At 67.5% G+C, this 14873-nt stretch carries 7 protein-coding genes and 4 pseudogenes; 8 read left to right on the plus strand and 3 right to left on the minus strand.

The annotated features are described in order from the left end of the window. The first annotated feature begins 196 nt into the window (after nucleotides 1-196). Nucleotides 197-1461: pseudogene (locus QQM39_RS13610) on the plus strand (DUF3631 domain-containing protein). Nucleotides 1462-1609: 148 nt separating this feature from the next. On the opposite strand, the gene QQM39_RS13615 reads toward QQM39_RS13610, so the two are convergent. Further along, entirely contained in the window at nucleotides 1610-2521 is a 912-nt protein-coding gene (locus QQM39_RS13615) for a phosphotransferase family protein (RefSeq protein WP_301996964.1), read from the minus strand. Between the two features lie 77 nt (nucleotides 2522-2598). Then, a pseudogene (locus QQM39_RS13620) lies at nucleotides 2599-3347 on the minus strand (hypothetical protein). A 225-nt stretch (nucleotides 3348-3572) separates the two neighbouring features. On the opposite strand from QQM39_RS13620, the gene QQM39_RS13625 reads away from it, so the two are divergent. The 4 genes and pseudogenes from QQM39_RS13625 to QQM39_RS13640 all read left to right on the plus strand — a co-directional run bounded on the left by QQM39_RS13625 (nucleotide 3573) and on the right by QQM39_RS13640 (nucleotide 6810). Beyond that, nucleotides 3573-4931 carry a tetratricopeptide repeat protein gene (locus QQM39_RS13625; protein WP_301996965.1) on the plus strand — a complete coding sequence of 453 codons (1359 nt, stop codon included), beginning with the start codon at nucleotides 3573-3575 and terminating at the stop codon, nucleotides 4929-4931. A gap of 35 nt (nucleotides 4932-4966) precedes the next feature. Continuing rightward, nucleotides 4967-5467 carry an NUDIX domain-containing protein gene (locus QQM39_RS13630; protein ID WP_301996966.1) on the plus strand — a complete coding sequence of 167 codons (501 nt, stop codon included), beginning with the start codon at nucleotides 4967-4969 and terminating at the stop codon, nucleotides 5465-5467. Nucleotides 5468-5576: 109 nt separating this feature from the next. Beyond that, nucleotides 5577-5750 (plus strand): annotated as a pseudogene (locus QQM39_RS13635) (RNA-binding protein); the annotation flags it as partial. 268 nt (nucleotides 5751-6018) lie between these two features. After that, entirely contained in the window at nucleotides 6019-6810 is a 792-nt protein-coding gene (locus tag QQM39_RS13640) for an IS5 family transposase (protein WP_301996967.1), read from the plus strand. On the opposite strand, the gene QQM39_RS13645 is transcribed toward QQM39_RS13640, so the two are convergent. Further along, nucleotides 6767-7318, minus strand: a complete 552-nt coding sequence (locus QQM39_RS13645) for a hypothetical protein (protein ID WP_301994551.1) — start codon at nucleotides 7316-7318, stop codon at nucleotides 6767-6769. The two genes, QQM39_RS13640 and QQM39_RS13645, sit on opposite strands and share 44 nt — an antisense overlap. A gap of 113 nt (nucleotides 7319-7431) precedes the next feature. On the opposite strand from QQM39_RS13645, the pseudogene QQM39_RS13650 reads away from it, so the two are divergent. The 3 genes and pseudogenes from QQM39_RS13650 to QQM39_RS13660 all read left to right on the plus strand — a co-directional run. Continuing rightward, nucleotides 7432-7617, plus strand: a pseudogene (locus QQM39_RS13650) (RNA-binding protein); the annotation flags it as partial. 468 nt (nucleotides 7618-8085) lie between these two features. Further along, nucleotides 8086-14250, plus strand: a complete 6165-nt coding sequence (locus QQM39_RS13655) for a DNRLRE domain-containing protein (RefSeq protein WP_301996968.1) — start codon at nucleotides 8086-8088, stop codon at nucleotides 14248-14250. Nucleotides 14251-14399: 149 nt separating this feature from the next. Continuing rightward, nucleotides 14400-14828, plus strand: a complete 429-nt coding sequence (locus QQM39_RS13660; protein WP_301996969.1) for a hypothetical protein — start codon at nucleotides 14400-14402, stop codon at nucleotides 14826-14828. Nucleotides 14829-14873: the final 45 nt, after the last annotated feature.

Raw genomic sequence — 14873 nt, forward strand, 5'->3', positions numbered from 1 at the left:
TCCCCGCGACATACCCGGTGCTCGGTCCCCGCAAGCCCCGGTCCCCGTATCCACATCCGGCGGAAACCTACAGGCCGGCGGCGCGAAAACGGGGACCGGTCCCCAAAGCGTGGAAGTTGCACCAGGGGACCGCAATGGGGACCGTGATCGCGGTCCCCGCCGGCCGCTGGGGACCGACGGTCCCATCGAGGGGGCCATGCAGCACGTGATCGCGGTCCCCGATGGCGGGTCGGGCACCGGAAACCACGAAGGCACCGGCATCGAGTCGGCTGCTGACGGTGCCGCGCTGCTGGACGAGTTGCGGTCGGCGATCGCCAAGTACGCGGTGCTGCCCAGCCAGGAGGCGTTGATCGCGGTCACGTTGTGGGTGGCGGCCACCCACATCCAGCCCGCGCTGCAGCACGCTCCCCGCCTGGCGGTGCTCGGGCCGACCAAGGGGTGCGGCAAGTCCCGCGTCCTGGACGTGCTCCACGAGACCGTCCACCAGCCGATCATGACGGTGAACATGTCCACGGCGGTGCTCTTCCGGGTCATCGGCAAGAACCCGCGCACGCTCCTGGTGGACGAGGCCGACGCCATCTTCAGCAAGGCGGGCGACAACGAGGAGCTGCGCGGCCTGCTGAACGCCGGACACCAGCGCAACCGGCCCGCCTGGCGCATCTCCGGACCGGAACACAAGCCGACCCCGTATCCGACCTTCGCCATGGCCGCGCTGGCCGCGATCGGCGACCTGCCCGACACGATCACGGACCGAGCGGTCGTGCTCTGCAAAAGCGCAAGCCCGGCGAGAAGGTCACCCCGTTCCGCTCGCGCTACGCGGTACCGGAGCTGAACGCGCTGCGCGACAAGCTGGCCGCGTGGCTGACCCCACTGCAGGCCACCGCTGCCCGACTGGTGCCACAGATGCCGGTCGAGGACCGGGCCGCGGATACCTGGGAGCCGCTGGTCATCGTCGCCGACATGGCCGGCGGTCACTGGCCCGCGAGTGCTCGGGCGGCCTGTGTGGCGATGACCCGCAACGAGGTCGCCCAGGACGAGCAGACCAGCCTGAAGACGCGTCTGCTGCGGGACATCCGCCGCGTCTTCGCCGAGCGGGACAACCCCGAGGCCCTGCGCACCCATGACCTGGTCCAGGAGCTCACCGTGGATGCCGAAGCGCCGTGGGCGGAGTACGGCACCAAGGGCCTGAACGCCTACCACCTGGCCAATCTGCTGCGGGACTTCAACATCAGCCCGGCCAACTACCGCTTCGAGGAGGGCAGGCAGGCCAAGGCGTACATGCGCAACCGGTTCCTCGACGCCTGGGCCCGCTACTGCCCCGACCCCGCTCAACCGGCCACCGCGCCCACACAAGAGGTCACACCGGCACCTCCAGCCAAGGGCCAGTCACCCGCTGCCCCGAGGGGAACCCTGCCCGTCGGCCCGCCCGGCGGCATCGCGGGCCCCAAGCGCGCCCGCTAACCCACCTTCCCCTGGGCTCGTCGCACGCCGTCGCGTCCGTCCCCACGCAGGTCAGCGCGGGGACGGACGTCCGCGCCGATACGGATCTCTCCGTACCTGCGGTGCGTTGTAGGGCGTGGACGTACCAGGGGGAAGCGTGGGCGAGCACCTAGACCTCCAGGAGGTGGAGGACGTCGGTGAGGTGGCGGCGTACGGCCTTGATGTAGGCGGGGTCGGTGGCCGGGTCGTTGATCCAGCGGATCGACTGCTCCATGAACCACTCGACGGCCCACATGCGATGCCAGCCCAGGGCCCAGTTCTCGGCGGTGAGCCCGCCGCGCCGGGTGAGGGCGTCGGGGGTGCCGCCGGCGGTGACGTATTGCTCCAGGAAGACCCGCAGGCGTACGGGGTCGGGGGTGTCGAGGGTGCCGTGCCAGCTGGCGAGGTCGAGCAGGCCGGGGCCGGTGAAGGCGCGGGCGAAGTCCAGCAGCCGCCAGCCGTGGCTGCTGATGTGGAGGCTGGTGGGGTGGAACTCGGAGTGCACCCAGCCGAATGGAGCCACTGTGGCACCGGCCGAGCGGGTCTCGGCGGCCTGGGCGATCCGATCGAGCGCGTCCTCGACGTCGTCTGCCTCTTGCCACCGGTCGGCCTTGCGGAGTCCGGCGAGGTGCTCCAGGGCCCGGTCCGGCAGCGTGCGCAGGCGGGCCTGGTCGAGGACGGGCAGGGCCGGAGCCGTACGGGTGCCGTGCAGGACCACGGCCGCGGCGGTGCCGTCTAGGTCGTCCGCGTCGCGGACGACGGGGTCGAGGTCCTCCATGAGCATGCCGAGCCAGCCGTCCAGGACGGCGGAGGCGTGGAGCTGCGGGACGGGAACGCCGAGCGTGCGCGCCAGACGGAGAGCTTGATCCTCGCTGTCGAACGGCCGCTTCGCGTACTTGAAGATCGCGGTGGTGGCGTCGGGGAAGGTCAGGCGCTCGACACCGGACATGCACCACACGCGCACCTCCTCGCGCACCGCGGTGGTGCGGCCGGCCATGGTGAGCAGGTTGTCGAGGAGATCGGCGCTGGGGTTCGCGGTCATGTGAGGGCTCCAAGGAGGTTGAGGGCGTCCGAGGCGGGCGACAGGCGCCGGCCCGCCCCGGAGCCTGGTGTGCGGTGTTACGCGGCAGGGCTCACGCGGTGGGCGTAGACCTGATCGATCCATCCGGCCTTGAAGGCCGCGAGGTCGTCACGGAAGGCGGCCATCGACGCACCGTAGGGCGCGACGACGCCACCGGTCTGGTCCGGCACGGACTGGCAACCGTGCACAAGTCGGCCACCAAGGGCGGCGTGGGCCTTGATGGACTCGATGCGGCGATGCTCGTTGAACCAACCGCCGTGGTAGACCTCGTCGAGCATGCCGCCCATCTCGTCGCTCAGGTCGAAGACGACGGAGGTGGCGGCCGGGAAGAACCAGCACGGGCCGACGTTGGAGATGTGCCCGTCCAGCTCGACCTTGTCAGCGCCATCAGCGTGGCCGCCTCGCGCAGCATCCGCAGGTGCTCAGCCGTGATCTGCGGCAGGCCGAGGCCGACGAGGTGCTCGTCGCGGAACAGGTACGCGTACACCGCGGAGGCGGTGGACAGCACGCGGGCGGCGTCCGAGGTGGACTCGGCGTGAGCCTTGATGAAGTCCAGCGCGAGCTGCTCGACGGCGCTCTCGGTGGTCTCCTGCACCTCCAGCAGCTGGGACTTGACCAGCTCCCAGTCGGCGACGAGCCACGTGTTCGACTCGAAGCGGAAGAAGTACTCGGCCGGGTCGATGGTGATGCGCTGGCCGTCGACCTGGATGCCGGGCAGGCGGCTCCAACGCTCGTCGAACGCCTCGGGCAGTACGACCGTGATGGCCGTGGTGTTGATGGTGGTCACCGTGTCTCCGTCTCTGATCGGCCGGGTTCGGGCACAGGAATGCCCGAACCCGGTGTAGGTGTACGGAATTTCGGGGGCCGCCCGGCCGAAGGGGGGAGCCTGGTCGCGGTGTCGGACCGGGGCCGGGCGGCTGATGATTAGTGAACCCTCCGTCACGCACAGTGGGTACGGTGAGAGGCAGTTGAAGCGGTATACGCGGTTTACAGCTCCTGAGCGGAGGCGATCGTGGCAGCAGCGCCGAGAGGTCCCAACTCCCGCCTGCGTGACGTCATCGAGGCGATCGGCTGCACCTACGAGGCTCTGGCGAAGGACATCCGGCGTATCGCGGCCGAGAACGGCGAGACTCTCCAGACCAACAAGTCGGCCGTCTCCCACTGGGCGAACGGCACACGCCAGCCGACCGGGCGGACCGGCCAGTATCTCGCTGAGGCGCTGTCCCGCCGAGCAGGCCGCACCATCACCTCGGCCGAGATCGGCCTGCGAGCACCCGAAACTGCGGCGTTGGAAGAGCCCGATCCGGTTCTGGCCGCCACCGATCTGGGCCGTGCCGACGTCGAGCGCCGCCGTTTCCTGGCCGTGGCTGCCTTCACCACGGCTGGCGTGGCCATGCCGCTCCTCTACGACCACGAGGCCACCGCCCGCATGTTGCGGGCTCGCACCGGCAGCTCGCTGGTCGGGATCGAGGACGTGGAGGTCGTTCGGCAGATCACCGCAGCCTTCAGTGCGGCTGACGAACGCCTCGGCGGCGGCCATGGCCTGACAACCGTCACCGCTTACCTCGCCGACACCGCCGCCCCCATGCTCCGCGGACGCTTCCCGAACGAAGCCCTACGGCAAGCGGCCTTCGGTGCCGTCGCCGAACTCGCCTACCTCGCTGGGTGGAAGCACCACGACCTCGGCCAGGAAGGCGCCGCCCAGCGCTACTACCAGGTCGGCTACCAACTCGCCTGCGAAGCCGACCCGCGCGGCCACGCCGCCTGGATGATGCGCGCCCTCGCCCACCAGGCACTGAGCCTCAAACAGCCCCACCACTGCGTCGACCTCGTCGAAGGAGCCCTCACCCGCGGTCTGGGCTACGTCGACGGCCAGACCGAGGCGCTGCTGCACATCACCCACGCCCGCGCCTACGCCGCTGTCGGCGCGAAGCCAGCAGCAGCCCGCGCCCTGCTCGCCGCCGAAGACGCCCTTCTGCGCGACGACGGCCCCCAGCCCAGCTACTCCCGCGTCAGCGGCCCGGCCGCCGGCACCGTCGCCAGCCACACCGCCCGCACTCTGACCGACCTCGCCGACCACGTCGGCACCGAGCAACAGCACCGCGACGCCTTGGTGCGCTGGGACCCCGAGAAGTACAAGCGCGTCCACGCCCTCACCTACGCCGACCTCGGCGACAGCCTCGCCGCCCAGGCCCGCGCCGACGAAGCCGTCGCCGCCTGGGCCCAGGCCCTGACCCTCATGGAGGGCATGACCTCCGACCGCACCCGCAAGGCCATCACCTCGCTCCGCTCCACCCTGTCCGTCTACCAGCGTCGCAAAGTGCCCGGAGCCGCCGAACTCGCCCGCCGCGCACGCGAAGCACTGGCCTAAGCTGCCACCATCCGGCCGACGAAGGGACGTAAGCCGTGGCTCAGCGGACAACCGACGACCAGTCCAAAGCCCTACAGCCCGCCCTCGAATCCATGACCCTCCTGGTCGCCGCCGTCATCGTCCACGACAAGGCCACCAACCGCGTCGTCCTCCTCCAGCGCAGCCAGAACGCCAAGTTCGCCCAGGGCATGTGGGACCTCCCCGTCGGCAAGAGCGAACCCGGCGAACCCATCACCGAAACCGCCGTGCGAGAGCTGTACGAGGAGACCGGCCTGACGGTAAAGCCCGAGTCGCTCAAGGTCGCCCACATCATCCACGGCGCCTGGGGCGTCGAAGCCCCCAACGGCTTCCTCACCGTCGTCTTCGCCGCCCACGAATGGACGGGCGAACCCGAAAACCGCGAACCGCGTAAGCACGACCAGGTCTGCTGGGTCAACGCCACCGCCATCCCCGAGGAGTTCGTGGACACCACCTCAAGCGCTCTCCACCGGTATCTCGCGGGAGGCCCGGAGGTATCCCTCGACGGCTGGCAATAGGCCAACTGCGGCCCGACCGGTTGCTTGGGTGGGCCCTCCACCACTCGTACTCGGCAACCAAGATCGGCCGCATGATGACCGCATCAGCCACCAGGAGCGTTCCCGCCCAATGACCGACAGCACCGCCCGCGTACGAGAGCTCAACCTCTACCGCCAGTAGCTCGACCTCATCGCCGCGGGCATCAAGACCACCGAGGTGCGGGTGAAATATCCGCGCCTCGCCGACCTCGCCGCCGGCAACGTCATCTGCTTCCGCATCGAGGGCACCGACGAGACCTGTGAGTAGCTGTTGTCGTTCCGATCTTGAGCGGTGTCCGTCGAACGGGAGTCTCGATTGGGTGGTCGCGAGGTGTTCGGCGCATACGAGCAGGGCCTCCTGAACAGCTCGTTGGTGTCGAATCACCGAGCAACATCAGGAGGCCCTGGTGCCGCAGTGTTCCGTGTCGATGGGCGCGCAGTCCAGTTCAGTCACGCTGGAGTGTGACTGTCTGGCTCACCGGTTCGGAAACGCCGCCGACAACGGGTTTCGGCAGTCGCGTTATCCGACGGACATGACGGACGCGGAGTGGGCCGCGGTACGGCCGTTGCTGCCGGTGCCTGGCTGGATGCGCGGCTGGGGAGGGCAGCCGGAGGCGTACTGCCATCGGGCGATACTCGATGCGATCCGCTACCTGGTCGACAATGGCATCAAGTGGCGGGCGATGCCCGCCGACTTCCCGCCGTGGGACCGGGTATATGCGTTCTTTCGCCGCTGGCGTGACCACGGCCTGGTCAAGGAGTTCCACGACCGGTTGCGCGCGAGGATCCGCGAGAGGCTGGGGCGGGATGCGGAGCCGTCGGCCGGCGTGATCGACTCGCAGTCGGTCAAGGCAGACGCCGTCGTCGGGTCGGACAGCCGCGGCTTCGACGGCGGCAAGCTGATCAACGGGCGCAAGCGGCACGTCGTGGTCGATACCCTCGGCCTGCTGCTGGGCGTGATGGTCACCGCCGCGGACGTCGGCGACCGCACCGCCGCCCAGGTGCTGTTGCAGCAAGTCACCGACACGCACCACCAGTTGGAGCTGGTCTGGGCCGACGGCGGCTACACCGGCAGCCTCGTCGGGTACTGCCTGGCCGCGCTCGCCCTGGTCCTGGCGATTGTCAAACGCAGCGACGACATGCGCGGCTTCGTGGTGTTGCCCAAGCGGTGGATCGTCGAGCGCCTCTTCGCCCACCTGATGCGCACCCGCCGCCTGGCACGCGACTACGAGCGTCGCACCACCAGCGCCGAGGCGATGGTCTACTGGTCGATGACCCTGCTCATGACCCGCCGCCTGGCCCGGCCACGCCCGCAGCCAGCGTGAACCGGCCTGGCTGCTGCTCGGCCAGCCAGCCGCGCGCGACCAGGCGCTTCGCCTTCGACCGCAGCGCCTCCACCCGCGTCGGCACCACGTCCATACCGAACCCTGCGGCCATCTCCTGGCAGGTCAGCGGCCCTTGATGGAGCCGGGCCCGGTCCGCGAGCGCACTAAGGATGCGCTGGTAGTCCACCGACAGCACCGACCAGGCCAGCCCCTCACGCCACATCGGAACCTGCGACTTCGTCTTCGCTGCCTCCGGCACCTGCGGCGTCCTTCCGATCTGCTCCTCGGCGGCCGGCGCGGTCCCCTCGGCCCGGGCGGGGTCCTGCCCGCTCTCGTCCACGGGGGCCAGCACCTCGCCGACCCGCGAGCAGGCGATGGCCCACTCCTTCCATTCCTGCTCGGCCACGGCCAACTCGGCCTGGACACGGTCGGCTTCCTCCCGCAGCTCGTCCACACGACGGTGAGCACCCAGCTCACGCTGTTCCAACAGCCCAACCACCGACGGCATCCACGACCTCCCGGGCAGCGACAGCACGACATGCCACAACTCCCACGGGATCGCCGACCCTATGCCCGACCAGCGGAAACGCAGTCCTCAAGTCCGGAAAGACAACAGCTTCTGAGGTCATAGTCAAGAAGGTCACCGAGTTCCCTGACTTCGAGACCCTGCTCGAGGGCGAGGGACCGGCCAGCGTCAATCTCACCGTCACTCGCGAACAGCAGCTCACCAACATCCGTGCCATCTACGCACCCGAGAAGGAAGCCCTCGACGCCCGCGCCATTGAGATCGTGCGTATCTCTCCGTGACGACGTTCTCCGCATGCGAAGGCACACCGATGGAGCGTGGGCATTCCTCCGCCTGTGCCAGCATCCAACCGCGGAGCCAAACGCCCCTTATCAGACCGCTGCATTGCGCGTATCCACCTACACCCAAAGCGAACTGGAAAGTGCGCACTGTCGGAATTTCCAGCCACCCAATGGCCGAACTCCAAGCATCATCGAAGTGAACAGCGGTGGCCTCCAGGTCAGTTGACGCTCCAGAGTGACGCAGATCACCACATCGGGCAGTTATCACCCTGTCCATCTTCTGCGATCTCGTCATCATTTCCGATCTTTACCTGACGCATATCTTCACATTGGCGTCACGTGGGTGATGCCGGTGAAAATGCGAGAGGTCGAAGATTCATGACGGTTCACAGACCCGCGCCACGGCGGCGCGGGCGGCCTTGGCTCGGGGGAAACGCTCGCTGGACAGCGGGCGGCGTCGCCTTGGCCATGGCCATCACCCTGCTCGACGCGACGAGTTCTGGGGCGGTCTCGCCTCCTCGGACCGCGGACGCGCCAAAGAAGACGGCAGCGACCCAGGCAGCCGACATACCTTCTGCCCGTGTCGCGGCAAGGCTGTCCGGCAAACGGGTTGAAGCTCTTTCGGAGCGCACCGAAACGTCGACGACCTGGGCGAACAAGGACGGCAGCCTCACAACGGAATTCGCGGCCGGCCCGGTCCGTTTTGAGCGGGACGGCAAGTGGGTCGACGTCGACGTGGAGTTGCGTGAATCCGGCTCAGGTGTGGAGCCGGTCGCGCACCCGGAGGGACTGAGGCTCGCAGGCAGGACTGGCACGCCGGCGAAGTCCTTGAAGGCCGCTCGCGAGGCCAAGGCCACCGATCTGGTCACGCTCGGCGAAGGTGCCCAGCAGATCACCCTCCAGTGGAAAGGCGGCCTGCCGCAGCCGAAGCTCGACGGTACGCGGGCGGAGTACGTCAACGCCGTTCCCGGCGCGGACGTGGTCGTCGAGGCCACACGCACCGGCTTCGAGCAGTTCGTCGAGATCAAGCAGCGCCCTGCCTCGGGCGACTACTCCTACACGCTGCCGCTCAAGGCCAAGGGCCTGAAGGCGAAGCAGCTCGCCGACGGAAGCATCCTGTTCACCGACAAGAAGAACAAGAAGCGGGCCGTGATGCCCGCGCCGGTGATGTGGGACGCCACCGTCGACAAACGGTCCGGTGAGCACACCAAGCGAGCCAAGGTCGGCCTGAAAGTCGTTCAAAAGGGCTCCACTGTCGACCTGGTGGTCACACCGGACGCGAAGTTCCTCACCGACCCGGACACCCAGTATCCGGTCACCGTCGACCCGTCCACCTCGTCGCTGTCCAACGTCTTCGACACCTACGTCCAGCAGGGCGAGACCGTCGACTGGTCCACCGACACCGAACTGGACCTGGGCAACCCCGGAACGACCAACTCCGACGGCACCCCGCGAACGGCGCGCTCCTTCATCTCCTGGAACACCACACCGATCCAGGACGCCCTCGTCCTAGACGCCAAGCTGTCGCTGTGGAACTTCCACTCGGGAAACAACACCGACTGCAAGGTCTACCCGTGGGAGGTGGGGTCGACCGGCGCGGCCTCGACATCGTCGCGCTGGACGGCACAGCCGTCGTGGACGGCGAAGAAGGCCACCTCCACCGAGACCACCGGCAACGCCGCGTGCACCACGCAGCCGGACGGCTGGATCAACGCCGACGTGACCACGCTGGTGCAGGAGTGGGCGTCGGCCAAGGCCACCCGCGGCCACATGGGCCTGCGCGCCTCTAGCGAGACCGTGGTCGCCCAGTGGAAGCGGGTCAACTCCGCCAACGCCGCCTCCAACCCGCCCAAGCTGGTCGTCAACTACAACTACCGGCCGCGCACCGGCACCAAGCAAGAAGCCGGCCCGCCGTACTTCTCCTACAGCGGCGCCTACGTGGTGAACACCACCACGCCCACGCTGCGGGACACCTTCGTCGACGCCGACGGTGACAAGGTCAACGGCACCTTCCAGATCTACGACAACGCCACCAACACCCAGGTCGGCGAAGTGCTGGTATCCCCGTACGTGGCCTCCGGCAAGGTCGCTTCGGTCACGGTGCCTTCGGGGATGCTGGCCAACGCCAAGACGTACAAGTTCCGTACGTCACCGTACGACGGCACGCACTACAACACCGGCTGGTCGGCCTGGAAGACCTTCACCGTCGACACCACCAAACCCTCCTCACCCACTAAGATCGTCTCAACGGACTATCCCTCGAGCGCCTGGGTCAAGGGCGCGGGTCAGGCTGGCACATTCACCGTCACTCCGCCCGCATCCGACCACAACTGGCTGGAGTGGTCGCTGGACGGCGTCACCTGGACCAAGGTCGCAACCGGCGGGTCCAGCGCCGACAAGGCCATAAGCATCACGCCGCCGAAGGACGGCACGCACGCCTTGCAGGTGCGTAGCGTGGACAAGGCGGACAACAAGTCAGAGGCAATCGAGTACGAATTCCACGCCGGTCCGGGTGGTTTCGCCCAGCCCGATGACGGCGAGCGCACTGCCCGCCGACTGCCTCTGGTCGCCGAGGCGGATGCCTCGAAATACGACAGTGTCTCCTTCTCCTGGCGCCGCTCCGAGGCGGACAACTGGGTGAAGATCCCTGTCGGCGACGTCACCTCTGATGGCAATGCACTTGCTGCTTGGCCGGTACCTCTGGCTGCCAATGGCACGAACTCTCCGCTGGTGTGGAACGCCACCGACACCGTCGATCCTGATGGCACAGTCCAGATCAAGGCCGACTTCACCGGTCCCAACAACGCATCCGGGAGCACACAGGCGCTGACCGTGGTCATCGACCGCAACGCCGAAGGAGCGGCCGATGACCAGATCGGTCCCGGCACCCTGAACCTGCTGACGGGTGACTACTCGATCTCGGCAACCGACGTCTCCGCGCTCGGTCTGTCGGTCTCTCGCACCGCATCGTCTCGGGTGCCGGACTCGGCCGCGCGCCAGGACGGGCAGGCTCCGATCTTCGGCAAGGAATGGGTCTCCGGCACTGTCGCCGAGGCGACCGACTCCGAGTACAGCCACATCCGTAAGGTCTCCGACACAGCTGTCGATGTGGTTCTCGCGGACGGTGACGCGATCCACTTCACCTCGAACGCCGCTAAAACCGGCTGGATAGCAGAGCCTGGCTCCGAGTCCCTGAGCCTGACGGGCAGTGTCAGCGGCACCTTCACCCTGACCGACACCGGGGGCACGGTCACCGACTTCGCCAAGCCCGCTGGCGCCAGCACCTGGCAGGTCAGCAGCACCCGTAACGACGGGCAGGCTGACTCCGCCACCAGCGTGGAGTCCGAGACGGTCACCGTGAACGGCAAGCAATTGGCCCGTCCGAAGCGGGTCTTCGCTCCCACGTCGGCGGTCACCGTCAGCACCTGCAAGACTGCGCAGGCCACCAAGGGCTGCCGTTTCCTGGAGTTCGTTTACGCCACGACGACCACGGCCACGAGCAGCTCACTCGGTGACGTCGCGGGCCAGGTCAAGGAGATTCGTCTGTGGTCCACCGCTCCCGGTGCGGCGAACGCCACCTCCAAGTCGGTCCAGATGTACCTGTACGACGACCAAGGACGGCTTCGCGAGGCGTGGCACCCGCAGATCTCCCTGTCACTCAAAACTCAGTACAACTACGACAGCGCCGGTCGGATCACCAAGCTGACCCCGCCTGGTGAGCTCCCATGGACCTTCACCTACGGAAAGGCCGGCAGCTCCGCCGCTGCGGCGGAGGGCATGCTGCTCACAGCCTCGCGCAGCGGGCTGCAGCAAGGCACGACGGACGTGCAGCAGGGCACAGCGACCACGTCCGTGGTCTATGACGTGCCCCTGACCGGCGCGTCGGCGCCATATCAGATGGGCGCTGCGGATGTGCGCGCCTGGGGACAAGTGGACGCCCCGACCGACGCCACCGCAGTCTTTCCGCCCGACTCGGTCCCGGCCGCACACTCGGGAGGCGGTCTTGCTTCTGGTGACTACCGGCGTGCTGGCGTGCACTACCTGAACGTCTCGGGAGAGGAAAGCAACAACACCGCTCCTGGCGGTCACATCACCACGACCGAAAGCGACCGGTTCGGAAACACGGTCCGTGAACTGACCGCGTCCAACCGCGCTGTCGCCCTGGGCCTCACGGCTGCCAACCGGGCCGCTCAGGCCGATCTGGGTATCGCAGGTCTCCCCAGCAACGAGCGAGCCGAACTCCTCTCGACTCGCTGGGTATTCGACGACAAGGGCCTCAGAGAGCTGGAGGAGCTGGGGCCGCTGCACCGCGTCGATCTCACGGCGGACCTGAAGTCGGGCACCACCACGCTCGCGGCAGCCGGTACTCCGGTGACCGCACGCAGTTGGACGGTGAACGAATACGACACAGGTCGACCGACCGACGGAAGCGCCGTGATCAAGGACCAGGTCACCAAGTCCACCACCGGCGTCCAGGTCCGCGAACACCCGTCGGTGCAGGGCGAGACGCGCTCCGTACAGACCGTCTACGACTGGGCCAAGGGGCTAGCCACCAAGACCATTGAGGATCCGACCGGGCTGGCCATCACCACCAGTAAGGAATACGACAACCAAGGACGGGTGATCAAACAGCTACAGCCTGGTGCCACCGGCACTGACGCCGGCACCCAGGTGACCACCTACTGGTCGGCGACCGGTTCCGGCACCTGCACAGGGCGCCCCGAGTGGGCCGACCTTCCCTGCCAGACCAGCCCAGGCGGCGCGATCACCGGTGGTGGCTCTAACCCCACTGGGCTCCCCACGACCACGACCGAGTACGACTGGTGGGGCAACCCCGCCAAGGTGACCACCACGGCGAACGGCGTCACCCGCACCACCACGACGACCTACGACGCTGCCGGACGGCAGAGCAAGGTCACGGTGAGCGGCGGACTCGGCCAGGCTCTGCCGGATGCCACCGCTGAGTACGACACCACGACAGGCAAGCCCGTCAAGACGGTGTCCTCCACCGGCGGTACGATCACCCGGAAGTTCGACAAGCTGGGCCGACAGATCTCGTACACCGACGCCGACGGCGGCACCACCACCGTGGAGTACGACCTGCTCGACCGGCCGGTCAAGGTCGCGGACAGCGTGCCGTCCACCGTCACCTACACGTACGACCAGACCGTCGACCCCCGCGGGCTCGCCACCAAGGTCACTGACTCAGTGGCGGGGTCTTTCCAGACCACCTACGACGCCGACGGCGCTGTCAGCAGCGAGAAGCTACCCGGCGGCTACACACTCAACCAGAGCAAGGACGCCACGGGCGCGATCATCGAGCGGACGTACACCCGCGACAGCGACTCCACCCTGATCTATTCAGACGCTGTGGCCGAGTCGGTCCACGGTCAAGTCACCCGACACGCAGGCTGGTCGGACCAGACCTACCGCTACGACGCCGTCGGTCGGCTCAGTACGGTCGAGGACACGGCTGACACGATCTGCACCCGCCGTGACTACGCGTACGACGTGCGCAGTAACCGTAAGACGCTCACGACGGCAGTCGGCACCGCCGGCACCGACTGCCCGACCACGGGAGGCACCGCGCAGAGCCACACCTACGACAGCGCCGATCGTCTCGTCGACTCCGGCTACACGTACGACGCTCTCGGTCGCACGACGGCACAGCCGGGAAGCACCTTCGGCTACTACGTCAACGACCTCATCTACCGGCAGACGACAGGGACCCAGCGGCAGACTTGGCAGCTCGACGCAGCCCAGCGTCTGCGTTCCTGGACGGTCGAGACCGGCAGCGGAAGCAGCTGGACCCAGACCGCGGCCAAGGTCAACCATTACGGCGACGACGGCGACAAGCCCCGGTGGATCGTCGAAGACACCGGCACTGGGGCAGTGACCCGCAACGTCACTTCCGCTACCGGCACTCTGGCCGCTACCACCAGCAAGACCGGTGACACCGTCTTGTACCTCAACACCATCCACGGGGACGTAGCTCTGCTCCTCCCCCTGGACACCTCTAAGGCGCCGGTCGCACTCGACAACGACGAGTTCGGCAATCCACGCTCTGGTCAGACGGCTGCTCGCTACAGCTGGCTCGGTGCCAGCCAGCGGTCCAGCGAGACGGTGAGCGGCGATGTCTTGATGGGCGTACGCGTGTACGACCCGACCCTGGGCCGCTTCCTGCAGACCGATCCTGTCTACGGCGGCTCGGCAACTGCCTACGACTACGTCGACCAGGACCCGGTGAATCAGTACGATCTCTCCGGCCAGGCGAAGTGGGTGCGCAAGTGTGGTACCAGCTGGGGCTGGTCTGGCTACACGTTCAAGTGCAAGTTCTACGTGACGAGGTTCCACACCCAGGTCCTCAAGGAGGACATCGGCATCATGGGTGGGGCAGGTGTCGCCATAGCCGAGGCATACATGTGCTCCAAGCTCACTCACCCCGTCGCCGCCGGCGCCTGCGTCGCCCTTGCCTGGGCGTACACGTGGTGGGCGGTGCACAACGTCAATCAGGCAGTGGCGCGAGGCGGGTGCTTCACCTGGACCTTCGGAGCCACCGTCGGTTGGGGTGTGCACGGTTGGGCAGCACCCGGCAACGTGAGCAAGAAGAACAAGTACTGCCGCAAGAGGTAACTCGGTCCGCGATCACCCATCGCTGACCGAACGGGTGTCGGTGGCGCCAGGACAGCGCCACCGACACCGCAACGTTCGATCACAGGAATTCCCTCCTCGAATCGGTGAGCACATTGCATCCCTCAGAACCTTCTCCCGACCAGCGACCGATGAACGGAGCTGTCTCGTTCAAACTCGGGACTCTCCAGCTGGTCCTCCCCGTCCTCCTCGGACTCCTGGCCGGCACGGCGCTCTTGTACGGAGGTCTCGCCTTCACAGCTCAGCCGATGGATCTCAGTGAACTGGGGCAGTGCGTGTTGGCGGCGATCGTGGCCAGCGCGGTCGTCGCTTTCCTCTACCGGCGCCATGGCGTGAGCCTCACCGCAGACGCCCTTGTTGTCCTGGGGGACCGACGTCGGCAGGTCCCATGGAGAGACATTCTTCGACTGGAAGTGCAACGCACCTGCGGTGTAAGTCGCGTCGCCGTGTACACCGCAGATGGACGACGCACGATGCTGCGCGCCCCGATGTCTCTCTTCGACGGAGAGTTCGACCAGAAGGCACAGGCCCTCGTCCAACGATGGCAGGGGAGCCGCTGAAGGTCGTGGTCGGGGCAAACCGCCGAGAGAAAGCCCCATCGCAGG

Source organism: Streptomyces sp. DT2A-34, from assembly GCF_030499515.1.
In the GTDB taxonomy this organism is placed as follows: domain Bacteria; phylum Actinomycetota; class Actinomycetes; order Streptomycetales; family Streptomycetaceae; genus Streptomyces.